Source organism: Rhodococcoides corynebacterioides NBRC 14404, assembly GCF_001894765.1.
Taxonomy (GTDB): domain Bacteria; phylum Actinomycetota; class Actinomycetes; order Mycobacteriales; family Mycobacteriaceae; genus Rhodococcoides; species Rhodococcoides corynebacterioides.
In genome coordinates this window covers 162,056-181,277 of sequence record NZ_BCWV01000008.1, presented here as the reverse complement: position 1 = coordinate 181,277, position 19,222 = coordinate 162,056, and the positions used below count along the sequence as shown (strand labels likewise).

17 protein-coding genes are annotated in these 19,222 nt (G+C 66.3%); 6 read left to right on the top strand and 11 right to left on the bottom strand.

Annotated elements, in window-relative coordinates; translation table 11 throughout:
• Nucleotides 1-546: 546 nt before the first annotated feature.
• Nucleotides 547-2,319 (top strand): NYN domain-containing protein, encoded by a 1,773-nt coding sequence (locus tag RC2_RS17575; RefSeq protein WP_169818421.1) that lies wholly within the window; start codon nucleotides 547-549, stop codon nucleotides 2,317-2,319.
• A gap of 1,397 nt (nucleotides 2,320-3,716) precedes the next feature.
• On the opposite strand, the gene RC2_RS18770 is transcribed toward RC2_RS17575, so the two are convergent.
• From RC2_RS18770 to RC2_RS17555, 4 genes are all read right to left on the bottom strand, one after another.
• Complete coding sequence (locus tag RC2_RS18770; RefSeq protein ID WP_139277454.1) at nucleotides 3,717-4,790, bottom strand: restriction system modified-DNA reader domain-containing protein; 1,074 nt, start codon at nucleotides 4,788-4,790, stop codon at nucleotides 3,717-3,719.
• Nucleotides 4,791-4,891: 101 nt separating this feature from the next.
• On the bottom strand, nucleotides 4,892-5,209 hold the full coding sequence (locus tag RC2_RS19085; protein ID WP_211266833.1) for an ATP-binding cassette domain-containing protein: 318 nt from the start codon (nucleotides 5,207-5,209) through the stop codon (nucleotides 4,892-4,894).
• 59 nt (nucleotides 5,210-5,268) lie between these two features.
• Nucleotides 5,269-5,421, bottom strand: a complete 153-nt coding sequence (locus tag RC2_RS19080; protein WP_245811180.1) for a hypothetical protein — start codon at nucleotides 5,419-5,421, stop codon at nucleotides 5,269-5,271.
• Nucleotides 5,422-5,446: 25 nt separating this feature from the next.
• Nucleotides 5,447-6,043 (bottom strand): TetR family transcriptional regulator, encoded by a 597-nt coding sequence (locus tag RC2_RS17555; protein WP_068153039.1) that lies wholly within the window; start codon nucleotides 6,041-6,043, stop codon nucleotides 5,447-5,449.
• A gap of 120 nt (nucleotides 6,044-6,163) precedes the next feature.
• Here RC2_RS17555 and RC2_RS17550 point away from each other — a divergent pair, with 120 nt between their 5' ends.
• On the top strand, nucleotides 6,164-7,756 hold the full coding sequence (locus tag RC2_RS17550) for an MFS transporter (protein WP_068153043.1): 1,593 nt from the start codon (nucleotides 6,164-6,166) through the stop codon (nucleotides 7,754-7,756).
• A gap of 109 nt (nucleotides 7,757-7,865) precedes the next feature.
• Here RC2_RS17550 and RC2_RS17545 read toward each other — a convergent pair whose 3' ends face one another.
• The 5 genes from RC2_RS17545 to RC2_RS17525 form a co-directional block, all read right to left on the bottom strand.
• Nucleotides 7,866-9,146 (bottom strand): competence/damage-inducible protein A, encoded by a 1,281-nt coding sequence (locus RC2_RS17545; RefSeq protein ID WP_068153047.1) that lies wholly within the window; start codon nucleotides 9,144-9,146, stop codon nucleotides 7,866-7,868.
• A gap of 92 nt (nucleotides 9,147-9,238) precedes the next feature.
• Nucleotides 9,239-10,048: an ABC transporter ATP-binding protein gene (locus RC2_RS17540; RefSeq protein ID WP_068153067.1), complete on the bottom strand. Its 810-nt coding sequence runs from the start codon at nucleotides 10,046-10,048 to the stop codon at nucleotides 9,239-9,241.
• Nucleotides 10,049-10,056: 8 nt separating this feature from the next.
• The gene (locus tag RC2_RS17535; protein ID WP_072681705.1) at nucleotides 10,057-11,088 is read right to left on the bottom strand and encodes an ABC transporter substrate-binding protein; all 1,032 of its coding nucleotides are present in this window, start codon (nucleotides 11,086-11,088) and stop codon (nucleotides 10,057-10,059) included.
• Nucleotides 11,089-11,117: 29 nt separating this feature from the next.
• Nucleotides 11,118-11,858, bottom strand: coding sequence for an ABC transporter permease (locus RC2_RS17530; protein ID WP_245811175.1), 741 nt, complete (start codon nucleotides 11,856-11,858; stop codon nucleotides 11,118-11,120).
• Between the two features lie 250 nt (nucleotides 11,859-12,108).
• Nucleotides 12,109-13,140: a LacI family DNA-binding transcriptional regulator gene (locus RC2_RS17525; protein ID WP_068153053.1), complete on the bottom strand. Its 1,032-nt coding sequence runs from the start codon at nucleotides 13,138-13,140 to the stop codon at nucleotides 12,109-12,111.
• Nucleotides 13,141-13,361: 221 nt separating this feature from the next.
• Between RC2_RS17525 and RC2_RS17520 the strand changes: the two genes are divergently transcribed.
• The 4 genes from RC2_RS17520 to RC2_RS17505 are packed head-to-tail and all read left to right on the top strand — an operon-like array spanning nucleotide 13,362 to nucleotide 17,634.
• Entirely contained in the window at nucleotides 13,362-14,519 is a 1,158-nt protein-coding gene (locus tag RC2_RS17520; protein WP_068153056.1) for a Gfo/Idh/MocA family protein, read from the top strand.
• The gene (locus RC2_RS17515; protein ID WP_082895764.1) at nucleotides 14,516-15,694 is read left to right on the top strand and encodes a dihydrodipicolinate synthase family protein; all 1,179 of its coding nucleotides are present in this window, start codon (nucleotides 14,516-14,518) and stop codon (nucleotides 15,692-15,694) included. The genes RC2_RS17520 and RC2_RS17515 overlap by 4 nt, the downstream gene beginning before the upstream one ends.
• A complete protein-coding gene (locus RC2_RS17510) occupies nucleotides 15,695-16,531 on the top strand; it encodes a sugar phosphate isomerase/epimerase family protein (RefSeq protein WP_068153060.1) in 837 nt (278 codons plus the stop codon).
• Complete coding sequence (locus RC2_RS17505) at nucleotides 16,528-17,634, top strand: glycerate kinase family protein (protein WP_068153062.1); 1,107 nt, start codon at nucleotides 16,528-16,530, stop codon at nucleotides 17,632-17,634. Before RC2_RS17510 ends, RC2_RS17505 begins: the two co-directional genes overlap by 4 nt.
• Nucleotides 17,635-18,083: 449 nt before the next feature.
• Here the strand turns inward: RC2_RS17505 and RC2_RS19415 are convergent, their stop codons facing one another.
• A complete protein-coding gene (locus RC2_RS19415) occupies nucleotides 18,084-18,788 on the bottom strand; it encodes a hypothetical protein (protein ID WP_346243066.1) in 705 nt (234 codons plus the stop codon).
• A gap of 49 nt (nucleotides 18,789-18,837) precedes the next feature.
• Complete coding sequence (locus tag RC2_RS17495; protein WP_068153065.1) at nucleotides 18,838-19,203, bottom strand: hypothetical protein; 366 nt, start codon at nucleotides 19,201-19,203, stop codon at nucleotides 18,838-18,840.
• Between the last annotated feature and the right edge of the window lie 19 nt (nucleotides 19,204-19,222).

Sequence of the window (19,222 nt, the reverse complement as noted above, 5' to 3'; positions counted from 1 at the left end):
GGACGGGTCCCCGTCATTCGTACGAAGCTCCTCTGCCGATCGCGCAGTTCCTCCGGCTTTTCAAGATGCCGGTGTCCTCCACGCCGTACCGGCTGAGCGAATTGTTCCCTGCCGAGGCCATAACCTGAATTTCGGCGACGGCAACACCCCGCCTTCAATCTGCCGTGGTGAGCCCGTCGCTCGTCGCAACCGCAGTACGGTGTCCAGCCACGGGCGTCGTTTCACCGGATAACCCGGCTCATCGTGCTGCCCGTCTGATTCGCGGCGCTACCAGATAGCACAAAAATCACCGCGCTGAGGGCGACGTCCCAGCCCGCGCGATAGCTAGTGTCCCTCGAACGTATGAATCACGCGATCAGGGCAACCGCGACTACCCATCCTGACTACAGTGTGCCGGACCGGTCGGCTTCTCGCGCACCCGCGTGAGGAGATGTGTTGTGTCGTGCGGTTGCGGCCCGGCCTGATTCGCGGAACTCAAGCCCGTGGGTTTTTGCTGACTACAACGCATCCATATGCTCGAAAAGTCCCAAAAAAGAAATGAGGACAATGGTGGATCTGCCGGTCGACAACCACGTAGCTGTGTATATCGACTTCGACAACATCATGATGTCTCGGTACGACGAACTGCATGGCCGAAATTCCTTCAAGGAGGACAAGCCGGGCCGCTCGAACGCGTCGCCGCAGATACGGGAAAAGCTCGCCGCAGCTCGGCTGGACATTGCGTCGGTTCTCGAGTATGCGTCATCGTTCGGCACCACGACCATTTCGCGGGCCTACGGCAATTGGGCCGACAGTTTGTGTCGCAGTTATGCCGAGGACTTGTTGATGGCTTCGATTGACTTGGCGCAGCTTTTCCCGATGCGTGAGAGCAAGAACGGAGCCGATATTCGATTAGCCATCGATGTGATAGACGACCTCGCTCGGCACCAGCACATTTCGCACGTCGTGATCGTGGCCGGCGACTCGGACTATGTTTCGCTTGCGCATCGGTGCAGACGGTTCGGCAAGAGCGTGGTCGGAGTCGGGGCGGGAGGGTCCGTCCACAGGTATTTGGTGCAGGCGTGCGACGAGTTCCGCTATTATTCTTCGCTGCCTGGGATAGCTTCTGTCACCTTGGATGATTCTGCCCCGTCGGTCGATGCGGAGGCGCGACTTCAGCCCGACGAGGTGCTGCGCAGGGCTTTGAAAGTGCTTGTCGAACAATCTACCACCGACATGGTTGGTGCCGGCGGGTTGAAGAACTTCATCAAGCGGCTCGATCCGTCGTTCAACGAGAAGTCTCTCGGGTTTCAGAACTTCACCGATTTCATGCGCCGGTATCCGGACATCGTGACAGTCCACGCCACCGAACGTGGAATATTTGCCAGCGACGCTGGAACAGCTCCTCGCGTCGGAGACGACGACAGTGCGTGTGCTCCGGAAGTTGCGCTCGTAGACGAGTCGGTCCGCGAGCTACGCAGATGGATTGCAGTGCCGATCGAGTCAGGATTGGGTACCGGCGGCGAAGGTCGTGTCGTGACGGCCATTAGGACGTACTGGAGCCTGGTACGGGCGCGGGCGATGACGACTGTCGCGGCGAAAGAACTTGTCGACCATCTCCGCGCCGGCGGTATGCATGAACCCCAAGCCCGTCACGCAGCCCACCACATCTTGTCCGCCGGTCTCGTGCTGTGCGGACGCGGTGACGAAAACATGGTGCTCTTGCCGAATCCGGAGTTTGAGGCGCTTTCAGATTTCGAGCTGAACGGATTGATGCGAACATGGGCGGCCCACCGTGTCCGGAACAAACGGTATCCGGAGCCGGTGGATCCGGCGAAAGTTGCCGTAGCGTTAACCGGAGAGGTGACTGCGGAAGTCGTACGCGCGGTGACAAAGGCTTTAGAAATTCCGGGATACGCGCAGATGTGCGAGGCGTTGGGGCCGCAATTCGTGACGCCCGTGACGCTGTGGGAGGTTGCAGAAGCCCTACGAACAGTGCCGGTCTCGGTGCGTCTGAAATCGAGGACATTTTTCCAAGCGGAAGTGAACCACCAGATGCGTTCGGTCGATCAGTCATTGGACGACGAACAAGCAATCGCCGTTCATGCGGCGCTATCCGGGGCCGATGTCTTTCATGACGATACCAAGTGTCGCTGTTACGAGCACACCGAGAACGTAGTGGAAGCTATCGTGCGATCGTGGGGCAAGCTGTTGAGGGATGCCAACTTGTTTGATCCCAACAACATGGTTCAACGCGAGGCGTTCTATCGGATGGTCCTGGAGGACCGAGCTAGGCTCGATTGGCGGCAGTGGGTGCGGGGGATAATACAACTCGTGTAATCCGTCGACCTTGACTGGCGTCTTGCCGTGACGTACATAATCACAAAGATCCCAAGCGCAGGTTCGCTACCTTCTGGGGAGCGACGATGCCCCCGACAACATGAACCCTTTCCGACCGCGCGGGGCCGAATGCGGTATGGCGTTGAAAATCTCGGTTTAGCACCGGCCGCGCGATATCCAATCTGCGCGAGTACGGATCACGGCTGTAGACGATGTACGACACTAGTTCGGGGCAGATAAGCCATCTTCGACGGCTGCAGATGCTCGGGGTGACCTGCACCAGACCCTCTCTAGGCACCTCAAATCGCGGTGGAGTGCTTCTTCGGCCATGCGCTAAGCCGCAGGATTGCTGACTGCGCCATGCTCGTCGGTCGTCACCGCGGGGACGTCGAGTGAGCTGACCTCTACTTTGTTCTCGAGGTCATCACGCTGCCGACTACGTACGCAGACGCGCCCGCCCTATCGGTCAGGCGGGCGGCTATCAGCCCCGGTGCAAGATTGCGCCGTGGCGTTCCGACGGCCGGCGAGCCGTTCGGCACGGACACGGTGTCGTCGATGGTCAAACCGTCAGTGAGGAAAATGTGCTCGGCGGTTCTCTTGAACGGTGCTAGCACTCCGGCATAGGCCGACGAAGCTGATTCCTTGTGACTCGTTACCACTTGCAGCTCGCCGTTCCGCAGGCGAGGCACAATATCGAGGTAGTCGAACCCGTCGACGGATCGATCGGCAGTTCGCAGGGGTCTTAGTCAAATCGGCCTCGGACAGCCCGCAAGCGCGGATTGTGCTCCCGCGGACGTCGGCCGCGTAGGCCAGAACAGCTGCCACAGGCGGGCTGTTGATTGCCGCGGACCACATGCTCTGTTGCTCGGAGGACGGTCCGGGCAGATTCAGAACGGCTGGCAGCCCGTCCGATCGCTCCAACGCCACGCCCGGAGCGGTGCCGGCCGGCGAAATGAAGTTCGCCCTATAGGGAATCACGGCCTGCTTGACTAAACACGGCGGAGCGGCTCCGAGTCCTCCACCGAGTCAAGCCGACTACGCCACCGCTGGACGATCGCCGTGGTGCGGTTCTCGTGCTTCCCGTCGAGGTGCAGCTCGCGGCCATAGACCCCGCACTAGTCCTAACGGTGGGGTTGTCCGCGGCGGGACCGACGCCGCCGGTCGTGACAATGAGGTCGTCACCTTGATCAGCAAAGAAGCGGATCTGCGCGACTAAGTCCGAGGGTCGGTCTGCACATACACGGAAAGGTTGCCCACGTCGATACCCATCGCCAGGAGCTGGCGCGCCAGCCGGGGTCCGTTGCGGTGGTTGAACCGACCGGCCAGAACCTCGTTGTCCGTGACCAAGGCACCGGCTGGCACCCCGATGTCTCGACAATACGTCCATCCATTTTCTATCAGCTGCTCGATGCAGCATCGGCGATGATGTGCCGGATCTGGTTCAGAGATTTCCCATCTTGGGTTCTCCAGGCGTACCAGCCGTCGTAGGAAACGACGTCGGCTGCGGCCATAGCGGCACCGGACGGACTGTAGAACATGCGGCCATCGGGCAGAGTGATGAACCCATCGGCATCCAGTGTTGCGGTGTATCGGGTTCCTTTCCTCGGTCGCTCCCAGATCAGTGGAACCGGGCCGCCCAGCCAATCGACCACCTGTGTCAAGGAGACTTCACGGAAGTCGAGATCGCCATTCGTCGCACTCGGTGCATCACTGGACCCAGGAATCGGTGCACTGAGGTGGGGAACCTCGAGTTCATCCTCGTGCTCGACGTTCAGGAAACGTCGCGACGAGTCGTCGACGTAGAACGCAACCTTGATGACATTGATCGGCACGTCATGGTAGGAAAGGAAAGACATCGCCTCCAGGGTTCGGTCATCGAAGCCCCGTGCGACCAGTAATACGCGTGCGTCTGGATTGACCCTTACGATAGTGTCGCTATCGACGAATTCGTTCCAGTCGTCCCAGAAAAGATTGGGGCCGCCGTGGTACATTCCCGCCAATTCATCGAGATTGCTGTTGCGGGCCCAACCTGCGTACTCGAGCGCCTGAGCGAGCTGCTCACGGGCCACGGAACGTTTCACTTCAATCACAACAATACGTCCGGTCGCGTCGAGGGCGATTACGTCCGGACGGTTCTTATTGGGGAGTATTGGTTGGCGTGCAACGCGGAACAGATTATCGCCAGTGATCTCTTCTAGATTGTTCCATAGCAGGTCTTCGATTTCCTTCTCGTACGCCCCGACTTGCTCGCGTCGGATGGGAATCAACCCGCCGCCGTTCAGATCAAAGATGGGCACTTTTGCTCCTGTGCTGGTGGTTCGGCTGATGCTGCCACAGCTGCGGAGACGATGTTGCGGGTTCGAGGTGACTTCTCGAGAGGGGATCGACCCCTTTGCGTTGGCTTGGCAACGGATTGTGCCGCCGACACGCTCGAAGGCAGCGGTCAGCAGGAAGCCCCACGACCGATGCACGTGGGGTTTTCGACCCGAACTTCAGTCAGCACTCGTCGTCGCTCGGGCATATCGCGCGCGGTGTTGCGACGGAGGTGATTCCGGCCCTCCGTCCTCGCGTTCTACTTCCGGTGGGCCAGCAGATCCTCGTTGAGGACGTCGACGATCCGACCCGGCCGCGGGGTCATGACCACCACACGATTGGCGAAGTAAGCCGCCCCGGCGACCGAGTGGGTGACCAGCATTACCGGCGTGCATGTCGCCCGCCAGATGCGGTGGGGCTCGACGCTCATCTCGTCGCGGGTGAGGGCGCAGGAGGGCTCGTCCATCAGCAGCACCTCGGGTTCGTGCAGCAGTGCCCGGCACAGGGAGGCGCGTTGCTGCATGCCGCCGGAGAGCTCGTGGGGGAGGGCGTTCTCGAAGCCGGTGAGGCCGGTCATATCGGTGAGCTGGTCGGCCTTGTCGGCGGCGGTCTTCTGGTTCGTCCGCGCATCTCGCCCTACAGGAGTATGTTTTTGCGGACGGCAGCGCGGGCGCCCGTTGCCTTGCCCTCTGTGTCGGCGCTGCCGAGCAGCGGGATGGTTTCCTGCCATTGCTGGAGCAGCACCAACTCCGGCGGGGTCTGCCGCTCCTTTCCCACCATGGACTTCACGGCGCTTCTGGTCGGCGATGGCTGGTCACTGCTCTACCCGCGGCTCCACCACTCTCCGGACCGCCTCGCCGACTACGCGGCGACGCCGCGCAATCTCGGCATCGTCCCATGGCCGATGGGATGGCTGACCGAGATCCGGTGTAGTGAACCAACTGAACAACACCCCGAAAATCACTGTTATCAGATCTGCTGCACGCCAGTGGGCCTCGATGAACCCGTCGCGTTGTGCCTGCTCGACCGCGCGGACACGCTCCTGCATCACCTCGGAGTGCTCGGTTGCGGGGGAATGGCCTTGCAACTGCGCCCAGAGCAGCATCCTGTGCTCGTCCTTCTCGCTCGCGAGACGGGTGAAGGCGTTCATCGCGTAGCCGGGCAGGTCGCGTGGTGTGAACTCCACGGCCTCGACGAACCCCCGGAAACCATGATCGAGTGCAGCGCCGAACAGCCGTTCTTTGTCGCCGTAGTACGCGTACAGGCGCTCCTTGCTGGAGCGTGACGCCAGTGCGATCCGGTCGACGCGCGCGCCGGCGAGACCGTGCTCGGCGAACTCTCGGCGTGCGGCGATCAGGATGCGCTCGCGGGTGGCAGAGGCGGCGGGCGAAGGTGTCGTGTCCGACTTCACAGCCCGAATCGTACGCCAACCAACTAGTTAGTTTGACCGTTGTCGGTCCGCGACGCTACATTTTCGGCTCGTCGATCAGACGTCCCCCACCAGACTTTTTCTCAGGACCGAGGCACGCCCGTGACCACCAATCCCGACATCGTGTCTTCCCAGAAGAACGATGCCAATCCGAACTACGAGCGCCGCTGGCTGGTGCTGTGCATCGTCGCCATCACGCAGCTGACGATCGTGCTGGACGCAACCATCGTCAACATCGCCCTGCCGCAGGCGCAGGAAGACCTGGGCATCAGCGACAGCGGTCGCGCGTGGGTCATCACGGCCTACGCGCTGGCCTTCGGTGCGTTGCTTCTGCTCGGCGGCCGCATCGCCGACTACTGGGGTCGAAAGCGTTCCTTCCTGGTCGGCATGGCGGGATTCGCGATCGCCTCGGCCATCGGCGGACTCGCGCAGGAGGGCTACCAGCTCTTCGCCGCCCGCGCCGGCCAGGGCGTGTTCGCCGCCCTCCTTGCCCCCGCTGCACTGGCGATTCTGACCACCACGTTCACGGACGAGAAGGAGCGCGCCAAGGCGTTCGGCGTCTTCGGTGCCATCGCCGGCGGCGGCGCGGCCGTGGGCCTGCTGCTCGGCGGCGTGCTCACCGAGTACGCCAACTGGCGGTGGTGCCTGCTGGTCAACGTCCCCGTCGCGATCATCGCCGCAGCAGCCGCCATCCCGCTGGTGAAGGAGAGCAAGGCAGAGGGCGACACGCGGTACGACGTTCCCGGTGCGATTCTGGTCGCTCTCGGGCTCGGTTCACTGGTCTACGGCTTCACCGAGGCGGAGGACGGGTGGTCCAACCTCTCGACCCTCGGCTTCATTGCGCTGGGCATCGTTCTGCTCGCCGCCTTCGTCGTGGTCGAGTCGCGCTCACCCAATCCGCTTCTCCCGCTCGGTGTCCTGCTCGATCGTGACCGTGGGTCGGCTTACCTCGGATCGGCGATCGTGGGTGCCGCGCTCCTCGGCGGAACCCTTTATCTCACCTTCTACTTCCAGATCGTCCTCGGATTCAGCCCCGTCATCGCGGGTGTCGCGTCGCTCCCCATGACCGGCGGCATCATGATGACCGCTGCCGCGGCGTCGGCGCTGATGCCCCGGGTGGGACCGAAGCCGTTGATGGCCGCCGGACCCGTTGTCTCGGCTATCGGTCTGCTCCTGCTCACCCAGATCGGCGTGGACACCTCCTACTGGACGCACGTGCTTCCCGGAGTGGTGCTCCTCGGGCTCGGGCTGGGTCTGCTCATGGTGCCGATGCAGAACGTCGCGCTCATCGGCGTCGCCGATCACGACGCCGGCGCTGCCAGCGCGCTGGTCAACGCGGCCTTGCAGATCGGTGGCGCCCTGGGAACCGCCGTCTTCACGACGATCTACACGTCCGCCAAATCGTCGTACCTGTCGTCGAACACCGCCCCCGTGCCGCCCGCCGGAGTGCCTCCGGAGGCCCTGGCCTCGCAGACGGTGCCGTCCGACTCCGAGCTCGCGGCCTTGCCGGAACCGATCCGCAACTTCGTCACCTCGACGATCGACTACATGTTCTCCGCAGAGGTCTCCGGGTACGCGCATGCGTTCGCGGCTGCGGCGATCATGGTCGTCCTGATTTCACCGATCGTGCTGGTGTTGGTCCGTGCTCGCAAGACGGACCTGCCAGCGGGGGACACTCCGGTTCACATGGGCTGACGCGAGCCGTCGTCACGACCGACAGGCGTGGAAACGGTCGTGCATCCACTGCTGGGTGGAGATCGCGAAAGGTGCACTGGCCGCTCGGATGTGCGGGGTTCGATGACGTTCAGGCGTCGCCCAGGGCGTCCGCGAGCATGTGCATGGCGACGGTGACCGAGAGCGCCCGGACACTCGCGCGGTCACCGGGTAGCCGCAGCGTTCGTGTGACGGTCGGTCTGCCGGAAACGGCGATGCCGAAGCACACCGTGCCGACGGGCTTGCTCTCCGTGCCGCCGCCCGGTCCCGCGACGCCACTGGTCGAGACGGCGACATCGGCACCGACGCGGTGGAGTGCTCCTTCGGCCATGCGGGCGGCCACGGGTTCGCTGACGGCGCCGTGCTCGTCGATCATGGCGGCGGGGACGTCGAGTGAACCGATCTTCACCTCGTTCGCGTAGGACACGACGCCGCCCACCACGTACGCCGACGAGCCGGCCCGATCGGTGAGCCGCGCGGCGATCATGCCGCCAGTGCACGATTCCGCTGTCGCGATGCGGCGGCCACCGGCTCGGGTTGCCACGATGTCGTCGATGGTGGATCCGTCGGTCGAGAAGATCTGCGCGCCGTGGTGCTTCTCGATGAGCGCGAACACCTCGGAGTACGCGGAGGCGGCGGACTCCTCGTATCGGGTGACCATCTCGAGTTCACCGCGCGACAAGCACGTGGTGATCGCCAGGGTGCCGAATCCGGCAATCGAACTCTCTGCGGTGCGCAGGGTCGCGGCGAGGTCGGCCTCCGACAGTCCGTAGGCCCGAATGGTGGCTTCGATCACGGATTCTCGGCGCGCCAGCACGGCGGCGACGGGTGCGCTGTCGATCGCTTCGGGCCACATCGCCTGCAGTTCGGAGGGCGGTCCCGGCAGAATGAGGACCGCGGGGAGCGTCCCCGAGTCGTCTGCCATCGCCACGCCCGGTGCCGTGCCCGTCGGCGAGATCGACTGCGCTCCGGCGGGAACCATCGCCTGCTTCCGTACCCCCGCGCGTAGTGGCTCGGAGTCCGCGACGCTCCCGAGCCGACTGCGCCAGCGTTCGACGATCGCCGTGATGCGGCTTTCGAGTTCGACGTCGAGATGCAACTCGCGTCCGTACAGTGCGGCGACAGTCTCGACGGTGAGGTCGTCCGCAGTCGGGCCGAGACCGCCAGTGGTGATGATCAGGTCCACGTCCTGGTCGGCCAGGAACTGGATCTGGGCCGTCAGATCGGCCGGCCGATCGCCGCAGACCGTCAGATGAGCGACGTCGACGCCCATCCTCAGGAGCTGCTGGGCCACCCACGGCCCGTTGCGGTCGGTGACCCGCCCGGCCAGAACTTCACTACCCGTGACCACGACACCAGCGCGCACTGCCATGCCCCGACCTTACGGCGGACCGGACAGCCGAGAACGGCCCGCAACAGCAGAAAGCCCCACGACCACCGGTCGTGGGGCTCCCTACCCGATTTTCAGTCCGCGCTCGTCGTCGCCCCAAGCAGGTCGCGCACGGTGTTGGCGACGGAGATGAACTCGGGCCGCTCCATCGTCGCGCTGTACTCCCGGTGCGCCGGCAGATCCACGTCGAGGATGTCGACGATCCGCCCGGGCCGCGGGCTCATGACAACCACCCGGTTGGCGAGGTAGACCGCCTCGGCGACGGAGTGGGTGACCAGCATGACCGTGGTGCCGGTCTCCCGCCAGATGCGGTGCAGTTCGACGTTCATTTTCTCGCGGGTGAGGGCGTCGAGTGCGCCGAAAGGCTCGTCCATCAGGAGCACTTCGGGTTCGTGCAGCAGCGCGCGGCACAGGGAGACGCGCTGCTGCATGCCGCCGGAGAGCTCGTGGGGGAGGGCGTTCTCGAAGCCGGTCAGGCCGGTCATCTCGATGAGCTGGTCGGCCTTCTCGGCGGCGGCCTTCTTGTTCATCCCGCGCATCTCGCCCTGGAGCAGGATGTTCTTACGCACGGTCCGCCATTCGAGCAGCGCGGCGCGCTGAAAGACGTAGCCGATGTTGCGCTGCGGCCCCTTCACCGGCTGGCCCGCCAGCTGCACCTGCCCGCGGGAGGCGCCGGTGAGGCCGGCGACCACCTTGAGCAGGGTCGACTTGCCGCAGCCGGACGGGCCGGCGATGGAGACGAATTCGCCCCGCGCCACCTTGAGGTCGACGTTCGACAGGGCGGTGACGTCGCCACGCTTGGAAGAGAACTGGACGGTGAGGTCGTCGACGGAGACGGCGGTGTCGGTGAGCGTGGTGGGCCGCTCGTGGGTAATAGCGCTCATGTTCTCGCTCATTCCTTGCCGGCGGTGAAGGAGGAGTCCCAGTACTTGGTGGGCTCGGCGCCGACCTCGGTCAGTCCGGCTTCGCTGAGGGTGGTGATGGTGTTGGTCCAGTCCTCGTCGGCGTTGACGCCCGGTGCCTGGCCCTCGGTGGCGGCGGTGGTGAGCAGCGGGATGGTCTCCTGCCACTGCTGCAGCAGCACCGACTCCGGCGGGGTCTGCGGGTCCTTGCCCACCATGGATTTCACGGCCGCTTCGGGATTGGCGATGGCCGCCTCGAACGACTCCTGCGTGGCATCGACCATGGCCTGCACCAGTTCGGGGGAGCGTTCGATGGTGGAGGTGTTGGCGATCAGACCGTTGCTGAAGAAGTTCAGTCCCTCGTCGGAGTAGCGGAGGTAGCGCATCTCGCGGCCGGACTTGTTGGCGATGTTCGGGCCCTGATCGTGCGCGAAGCCGATGAGGCCGTCGACCTGACCGGACAGCATCGCGGCGATCTTGCCCGCGGAGTCGAGGCTCTGCTGCTGCACCTCGTTCTCCGGGACGCCGGCCCGCTCGAGGAAGATCGGGAACGTCGTGGTGGGGGCGTCCCCGGCGGAGACGGCGATGGTCTTGCCGGCAAGATCCGCGGTGGTCTGGATGGGACCGTCGGCGTAAACCTGGACGGCCGACGGCGTGGTCTGCAGGAAGACGCCGACGCTCTTGACGTTGACGCCCTTGTCGATGTTCGACATGACGGCGGCGGTGTCGGCCCAGCCGAAGTCGGTCTGGTTGGACCCGGCGGCCTGCGCGGTCTTGGTCGAGCCCTGACCCGCGTTGATGGTGAGGTCGATGCCGTGCTTGGCGAAGATCCCCTCCTGCACGCCGTAGTAGAACGGCGCGTGCTCGCCGTAGGGGTACCAGTTGAGCATCAGCGAGGTGGCGGTGGTCTCGCCGTCGGCGCCGGGGGCCTTCTCGGCACCTCCGCCCGCTCCGCCGCCGCACCCGGCGAGGACGAGGGTGGAGGCGGCCGCGGCGGCCACGAATGCGTTGCGAAGCTTCATGTTCGGGTGTCCTTGTTCTTCGGTGTGGCTCAGACGGCGCCGACGGAGGCGGTCGAGCGGCGAGAGGCGTGCCAGGGGATGAGGAACTTCTCGGCGATCTCGATGACGAGGAAGAGGATGATGCCGAGGAGCGACATGATGATGAGGGCGGCGAAGAGCATCGCGGTGTCGATGTTGCCGTTCGCCTGCAGGATGACGTAGCCGAGTCCCTCGTTGGCGCCGACGAATTCGCCGACGACGGCACCGGTCACCGCCAGCGTGGCGGCGATCTTGAGTCCGGACATCAACTGCGGCAACGATGCCGGGAAGCGGACCTTCATGAACGTCTTCCACTTGCTGGCGCCCATGGTGGAGGTGAGTTCGAGGATCTCGGGGTCCACCGAGCGCAGGCCGGCCATGCTGGCGATCGCAATGGGGAAGAACGCCATGAGCACGGCGACCAGGATCTTGGGGCTGGCACCGAAGCCGAGCCAGACCACGAACAGCGGGGCGATGGCGATCTTCGGGATGACCTGAGCGAACAGGATCAGCGGGTACATCGTCTTCTCGATCGACGACGAGTAGATCATCACCACCGCGATGGCGACACCGATGACCGAGGCGATGAGGAAGCCCGCGATGGTCTCGTAGGTGGTCACCCAGGTGTGTCCGGCGAGGTACGACGCGTTGTCGACCATCGTGGACCAGGTGTCACCGGGGGACGGAAGGATATAGGGCGCAACGAGTTCGGAGGACGTGACCGCCCACCACGCGGCTACGAGCACGGCCACGAGAGCGAGAGGGCGCCAGAGGCCGGACCAGGTGTTGCGGAACGAGGGAAACCGTCGACGACGCGTCGGCGCGGGTGTGGGCGCTGACGGTGCTGCAGACCGGACCTCGACCGACGACGTGGTAACCGTCATGAGGTGTGTCCTAAAGCTAGTAGTGCAGCGAGTCCGACCGGTCTCGCTGGAATGCGCTTTCCGAAGCTGAGGCCGACGCTACTGTGACTGCGCGCACAGTGTCAAGGAATTCGGACAATCACCCGTCGAGCTGGCTGCTGCGACGCAAGACGACGGTTCCCGGCGCGTAGTCGTGGGCGTTCATCGCTGCGGGCGACGGGTCGAGGGCGAGCTGGGTCGCGCGCTCGCCGATGTCGACCAGATCGAGCGCTACCGTCGTCAAGCTGGGGAAATGGTCTCTCAGCGTGGGGATGTCGTCGAAACCCGCGACGCACACGTCGGCCGGGACGTCGAGTCCCAGCTCGCGCCAGGCGGCGATGGCGCCGATGGCCATGACGTCGGTGACGGCGAAGACGCACGGCGGGGTGCCGTGGCCGGGGGAAAGTTCGAGCGCCGCGGCGAGGCGACGGGCCGCGCTGTACCCGCCGTCACGGGAGAAGTCGCCGGCCACCTCGATCTCCGGGGTGACGCCGTGCGCGCAGAGCGCCTCGACGAAGCCGTTACGACGATCGGCCGACGTGCGGATGTTGCCCGGCCCGCCGATCACGGCGAAACGACGGTGTCCGTGCTGGTGGAGCGCCTCGGCGAGAGCGGCTGAGGCCGAATGGTTCTCGGGCTCGACGGCCGCGCCGAAGGGGAGCGGCTGACCGATGACGACGACGCGACCGCCGTTGTCCCGGTACGCCGCGAACTCCTTCTCCAGCGCGCGATCGAGGTCCCCGCTCTGACGCGATCCGGCCAGGATGATGGCGTCGGCGCGCTGCGAGATGAACGTGCTGACGGACTGGCGCTCGATCTCGAAGTCGCGCTCCGTACTGGCGAGCAGGACCAGTTTGTGCGCGGCCCGCGCCTCGTTCTGCACGCCACGGACGATGGAGGAGAAGTAGGGGTCGGCGACGTCGTGGACCACCAGGCCGATGAGGCCCGTCGAGGACCGCGCCAGCGCCTGGGCCTGCGCATTCGCGATGTAGCCGAGGTCCGCGGCGGCGGCGCGCACGCGGTCGGCCACGCCTTCGCCGGGGATGCGGGACGAGCCGTTGAGCACGCGCGAGGCCGTCGCCTGCGACACCCCGGCCGCTGCTGCGACGTCGCGCAATCGCACTGCTGCCATGTCCGTCCCACCCCCTCGTTGCATCGTGCGCCTGATCGCGCCGGTGATCGGTGACCCCTTGACCGATCGGCTGCGCTCAGCATAGCGTGGAAAGCGCATTCCGAAGCTGACTTCACCGACGCGCGGACTTCCGACCGCAGCGTCACCCCTCATTCTCACGTGCGCCGACGGCTCCTCGCACTCCAAGCGCCAGCGCACCCCCGCACAGACAGGCTCCTCGAATGCCCGCACCCACTCGTACCCTGCGCATCGCCATGAACGGCGTCACCGGACGCATGGGATACCGCCAGCACCTGCTCCGCTCCATCCTCCCGATCCGCGATGCCGGCGGCCTGCTGCTCGACGACGGCACTCGCGTGCAGGTCGAGCCCGTCCTCGTCGGCCGCAACGAGGCCAAGCTCCAGGAGCTGTGCGCGCAGCACGGCATCACCGAGTACACGACGGACGCGCAGTCGGTCATCGACGACGCCTCCATCGACATCTACTTCGACGCGCAGGTCACCTCGCGTCGCGCGGAGGCGCTCTCGTCCGCGATGAAGGCCGGAAAGCACATCTTCACCGAGAAGCCGACGGCCGAAACGCTCACCGAGGCCATCGAACTCGCCCGCATCGGCCAGAACGCCGGCGTCACCGCGGGCGTGGTGCACGACAAGCTCTACCTCCCCGGCCTGGTCAAGCTCAAGCGCCTGGTCGACGAGGGCTTCTTCGGCCGCATCCTGTCCCTGCGCGGCGAGTTCGGCTACTGGGTCTTCGAAGGCGACGGCCAACCCGCGCAGCGACCCAGCTGGAACTACCGCGCCGAGGACGGCGGCGGCATCGTCGTCGACATGTTCTGCCACTGGAACTACGTGCTCGAGGGCATCCTGGGCAAGGTCGAGACCGTGACGGCCAAGGCCACCACCCACATCCCCACTCGCTGGGACGAGCAGGGCCGCGAATATACCGCCACCGCCGACGACGCCGCCTACGGCATCTTCGAGATGGAGAACGGTGTTGTCGCGCAGATCAACTCGTCCTGGGCCGTCCGCGTGTTCCGCGACGAGCTGGTCGAGTTCCAGATCGACGGCACCCACGGCTCCGCCGTCGCCGGGCTGCGAAACTGCGTCGCGCAGCACCGCTCGCACACCCCCAAGCCCGTGTGGAACCCGGATCTGCCGGTCACCGAGCCGTTCCGTGACCAGTGGCTCGAGGTGCCCGCGAACGCGGACCTCGACAACGGCTTCAAGCTGCAGTGGGAGGAGTTCTTGCGCGACGTCATCGCCGAGCGCCCGCACCGCTACGGGCTGCTCTCCGCCGCGCGCGGCGTGCAGTTGGCCGAGCTGGGCCTGCGCAGCTCCGCCGAGGGTCGCCGCCTCGACGTGCCGGAGATCGCGCTGTGACCGCGGTGGATTCGCGGGTGTCGCTGGCTCTGCCGGGGCACGGCCGCTACGAGCTCGGTGAGCCGGGTGCGTGGACCCGGCCGTCGTCTCCCATCACCTCCCGCATCGCCTACGCCGCGGCGCACGTCGTCCCTCGCACGACCGGGGACAACACCCCCGGCGCCCCGGCCGACATCGATTGGGATGCCACGCTCGCGTATCGGCACGAACTCTGGTCCTACGGCCTGGGTGTCGCCGACGCGATGGACACCGCCCAGCGCGGCATGGGTCTCGACTGGGCCGCGACGGCCGAATTGATCCGACGGTCCGGCGCCGAGGCGTCGACCGTCGGCGGGCTGCTGGCGTGCGGCGCCGGCACCGACCAGCTCGATCTGGCCACGCTGCCGTCGGGACGCGACGGGCTCGCCGCCGTCCTCGACGCCTACCGCGAGCAGATCGCGGTGGTCCGCGAATCGGGCGCCAAGGTCATCATCATGGCGTCGCGCGCACTGGCCCGGGTGGCGTCGTCACCCGACGACTACCTGTCGGTCTACGGGACGTTGCTGAGCGAAGTCGATCAGCCCGTCGTGTTGCATTGGCTGGGAACGATGTTCGACCCCACTCTCGAGGGATACTGGGGTAGCCCGGTGATCGACGACGCCACGGCGACGTTCCGCGGCCTGATCGAGACGCACGCGGCGAAGGTCGACGGGGTCAAGGTCTCGCTGCTCGACGCACAGCACGAGATCGCCCTGCGCGCAGCCCTTCCCGAGGGCGTGCGGCTCTACACCGGCGACGACTTCAACTATCCCGAGCTCATCATGGGCGACGGACAGCACCACTCCGACGCGCTGCTCGGTATCTTCGCGGGCATCTACCCCGCGGCGTCGACGGCGCTGCAGGAGTTGGACCGCGGCAATGCCGCTCGGGCCGAGGAGATCCTGCGATCGACGCAGGATCTGGGGCGCCACATCTTTGCCGCGCCCACCTACTACTACAAGACGGGCATCGCGTTCCTGTCCTGGCTGAACGGGAAGCAGGCGGGGTTCTCGATGGTCGGCGGGCTGGCGTCGGGACGCAGCGTCGAGCATCTGACGCACCTGTTCGTGCTGGCGGATCGTGCCGGGCTGCTGGCGGATCCGGCCCTCGCGGCCCACCGCATGGGGCTGTACCTGGAACTGAACGGAGCTGGGTGAATGGACGACGCACTGATGTTCGAGCAGCTGTCGCTGAACACGAAGACGGTCAACGCGTGGACGCTGCAGGAAGCGGTCGACGGCGCGGCGCGTGCCGGGCTGGGGGCGATCGGGCCGTGGCGTGATCGGGTCGAGGAGGTCGGCCTCTCGCGCGCGGCGAAAATCATCGGCGATGCGGGACTGCGGGTCTCGACGCTGTGTCGCGGCGGGTTCCTCACCGCGATCGACGACGACGGACTCGACGAGAACCGTTGCGCGCTCGACGAGGCGGCCGCCCTGGGTGCGCCGGAGCTGGTCATGGTGATGGGCGGGATCCCGGATCGCGATCTGATCGGAGCGCGGGCGCGGGTCGAGGACCGGCTGGCGCAGCTGGTCCCGTACGCACTGGAGCGGGGTGTGCGGATCGCGCTGGAGCCGCTGCACCCGATGTTCGCCGCCGATCGCGCGGTGATCTCCACACTGGGTCAGGCGTTGGCGATGGCCGAGCCGCATCCGGTGGAAGCGGTGGGCGTCGTCGTCGACACGTTCCACGTGTGGTGGGACCCGGACCTGCAGTCGCTCATCCGGACGGCGGGGGAGCGCGGGCGGATCAGCTCGTACCAGGTGTGCGACTGGCTGGTGCCCATGGAGGCCGATCCGCTGCTCTCGCGCGGCATGATGGGCGACGGAGTGATCGATTTCGGCACCATCGGCCGCTGGGTGCACGACGCCGGCTACCGCGGTGACGTCGAGGTCGAGATCTTCAACGCGGCGGTGTGGGCAACGGACGGGGACCAGGTGATCGAGACGATGAAGCAGCGGTACCGCGATCTGGTGCTGCCGGCGCCGGTCGGATGAGAGTGCTCTTCGCCCCCGACTCGTTCAAGGGGACCATCGGATCCGTCGACGCCGCAACGGCATTGATGGAGGGGTGGGCCTCGGTGCGGGGCGACGACGACCTGGTCGCGATGCCCCAGGCCGACGGGGGCGAAGGGACGCTCGACGTGCTGGCGGCGTGTTCGCCGGACTCGTCGTGGTCGGTGGCGTCGAGCGTGTGCGGGCCCGACGGGCGGCCCGTCGACGCGCGGTGGCTGACCCTGGCCGACGGTCGAGCGGTGGTGGAGCTGGCGGAATCGTCGGGGATTGCGCTGATGGAGGAGCTGGATCCGTTCGGGGCGACAACGCGCGGGCTCGGCGAGGTGCTGCGGGCGTGCGGGAGCGACCGCGTGTCGGTGGCGCTGGGGGGCTCGGCGTCGACGGACGGTGGGCTCGGGGTGCTGCGGGCGTTCGGAGTTCGCGTGCTGGACGCCGACGGCGCCGACGTGCCGGAGGGCGCGGCGGGACTCGTCGCCGCCCGGTCGGTGGACGTGTCCGGACTCGCCGGGGTGCCGTCGGACGTCGAGGTGCTGACCGACACGCGTGCCGTGTTGTTCGGCACCGACGGCGCGGCGCAGGTGTTCGGGCCGCAGAAGGGCGCGTCGGCGCATGACATCGCGGTGATGGACGAGGCGCTCGAGCGGTGGGCGCGGTTGCTGCACGACGCCGGATTGCCGGCCGATCCGTCGTTGCCGGGCACCGGCGCGGCGGGTGGAACGGGCTTCGGACTGGTCGCGCTGGGCGCCCGCATCGCCGGCGGCGCGGAGCGGGTGTCCGAGCTGACCGGCTTGGCCGTGGAGGTGCCGTCCGCCGACCTGGTGGTGACGGGGGAGGGGAAGTTCGACCGGACGTCGTTGACCGGGAAGCTGGTGGGGCACGTCGTCCAGATGTGTGAGGACGCAGGCGTTCCCGTCGTCGTGGTGGCCGGTGCGGTGGACGTGGAGTCCGACGTGCCGTCGGTGTCGCTGACCGACCTGGCCGGTGGGTCGGACGCGGCGATGGCCGATGCGCGGGGGTGGTTGGTGGAGGCGGGGAGAGCGGTTGCGAGGTCCTTCCGCTTAGGCGCGGCATCTACTGCCTCGTAGGCAGTAGGGGTCACCGCACCAGTAGGACGGCGCAGGAGACGCCCGGCGCCGCCGCCAACCGCGCATCGGCGGTCCATAACGGGACCTCCAGCGCCTCGGCAAGTGGAACAAACGCCACGTGGCGTAGTCCGGGTGACGGCGTTGGTGAAGCACGATCGCCTCGTCGCCGACAGGGGCCCTCGTCGGGATCAGTTCAACGGCGGCTGCGGTCGGTTCTGACTGAGTCGGCCGCATCAGCAGGGTCGAGAGATCCTCCGGACCGCCGATTGACCCGTGCCATCACCTCAGCGACGGTCCGACGTGTCGCGACGGCTACCAGGTGCTGTCCTGACGATTGGCCGGACCAGGCGGCGCGTTCTTTGTGTACGGAGGGGACCTCGCCGTAGACGTCCTCGTTCCGCTGGCTCGGCATCTTCGCATTGTGTCGCCGCTCCCGCGCGATGTCCAGGTCATCCGCGTGGCAACTCGTCCGCAAAGTCGAACGAACACCCGAGCCGATTGGCCGCCTCCACCCCTCCCGCATCCCGCACCCACGCGACGCACGCGCTGGCGGCGAGGACGTGGTCGCGGGTGAAGAGGTAGCCGTTGGTGCAGTCGTCGAACGTCTCGTCGTGATGCCACTGGTCGAGCACGAGTCCATCCACGGCATGGTCGACCAGCCGTAGTTGCCGCAGGACGCGGTGCGAGCGTCGCACCATCACCACGCCGTCGTCCAGGACGTGGAGTTGCGCGTTGACCAGCTCGATGTCGTCGACCTCGTCCTCCGGGATCTCGGTGTTCGGCCCGAGGTCGATGATGAGCCCCGCCGGTTCGTCGCGCATCGACTCCACCAGCCACGTCGTCATCGCATCCCACTGGTCGACCGCGAGTATGCGACCCTCCGGCGAGACGAAGCTGTCGAGCAGCGCCGCCGCCTCGATGGTGGCGGCCCACAGCTGGGTGTCACCGTCGTCGTCGAACACGAAGTCGTCGGGCGGGTCGACCCGAACCGGCACCGGCGCGAACGGCGACGAGTCCGGCAGGCCCTCGACGTGGTGGTAGTGGATCGACCACCCGGTCATGTCGACCCGTGCGTCGGTCACCACGACGTAGCGGGTCATGAGGTCGTCCGAGGCGAAGGTCCACGACGGAACGGCGTCCGGAGCAGAGGTCATGCCTGTGGTTCGGGGCGACGCCCGCCGAGGATCGACCGGGCCGCGGGCGTTATCCCTGCGGCGGGTGGATGTAGCGGCCGTCCACCGGGAAGTGCCCGTGCGTGCCGAAGTGGTTGCCCTGCAGAAACGCCTGGTTCTGCGCGTGCGCGCTGGCGATCAGACGCATCTGCTCCTGCCGCGCGAGCTCGCGACCCGCCTCGCGCTTCCGGTACGACCGGACGCCCAGCCAGACAGCAGCGCCGAGCAGCGCGAGCCACCAGTACTCCACGATGAACCCGAGCGCGAAGAACCCGAGAATCAGGGCGAGGATCGGATGACGACGAGCCCACGAGCGCTGCGGCACCACGTATCCGACGGTCGTCTGGTGGATGTTGATGGTCCCGTAGTTCGGGCTGTTGTGGAAGTTGTTCGTCATGACCCTGGTCCGTTCTCGC

Coding starts and splice junctions, on each gene's coding strand:
- RC2_RS17575 (WP_169818421.1), top strand. CDS start 547: ATGGTGGATCTGCCGGTCGACAACCACGTAGCTGTGTATATCGACTTC.
- RC2_RS19085 (WP_211266833.1), bottom strand. CDS start 5,209: ATGACCGGCCTCACCGGCTTCGAGAACGCCCTCCCCCACGAGCTCTCC.
- RC2_RS17545 (WP_068153047.1), bottom strand. CDS start 9,146: ATGGCAGTGCGCGCTGGTGTCGTGGTCACGGGTAGTGAAGTTCTGGCC.
- RC2_RS17540 (WP_068153067.1), bottom strand. CDS start 10,048: ATGAGCGCTATTACCCACGAGCGGCCCACCACGCTCACCGACACCGCC.
- RC2_RS17535 (WP_072681705.1), bottom strand. CDS start 11,088: ATGAAGCTTCGCAACGCATTCGTGGCCGCCGCGGCCGCCTCCACCCTC.
- RC2_RS17525 (WP_068153053.1), bottom strand. CDS start 13,140: ATGGCAGCAGTGCGATTGCGCGACGTCGCAGCAGCGGCCGGGGTGTCG.
- RC2_RS17520 (WP_068153056.1), top strand. CDS start 13,362: ATGCCCGCACCCACTCGTACCCTGCGCATCGCCATGAACGGCGTCACC.
- RC2_RS17510 (WP_068153060.1), top strand. CDS start 15,695: ATGGACGACGCACTGATGTTCGAGCAGCTGTCGCTGAACACGAAGACG.
- RC2_RS17505 (WP_068153062.1), top strand. CDS start 16,528: ATGAGAGTGCTCTTCGCCCCCGACTCGTTCAAGGGGACCATCGGATCC.
- RC2_RS19415 (WP_346243066.1), bottom strand. CDS start 18,788: ATGACCTCTGCTCCGGACGCCGTTCCGTCGTGGACCTTCGCCTCGGAC.
- RC2_RS17495 (WP_068153065.1), bottom strand. CDS start 19,203: ATGACGAACAACTTCCACAACAGCCCGAACTACGGGACCATCAACATC.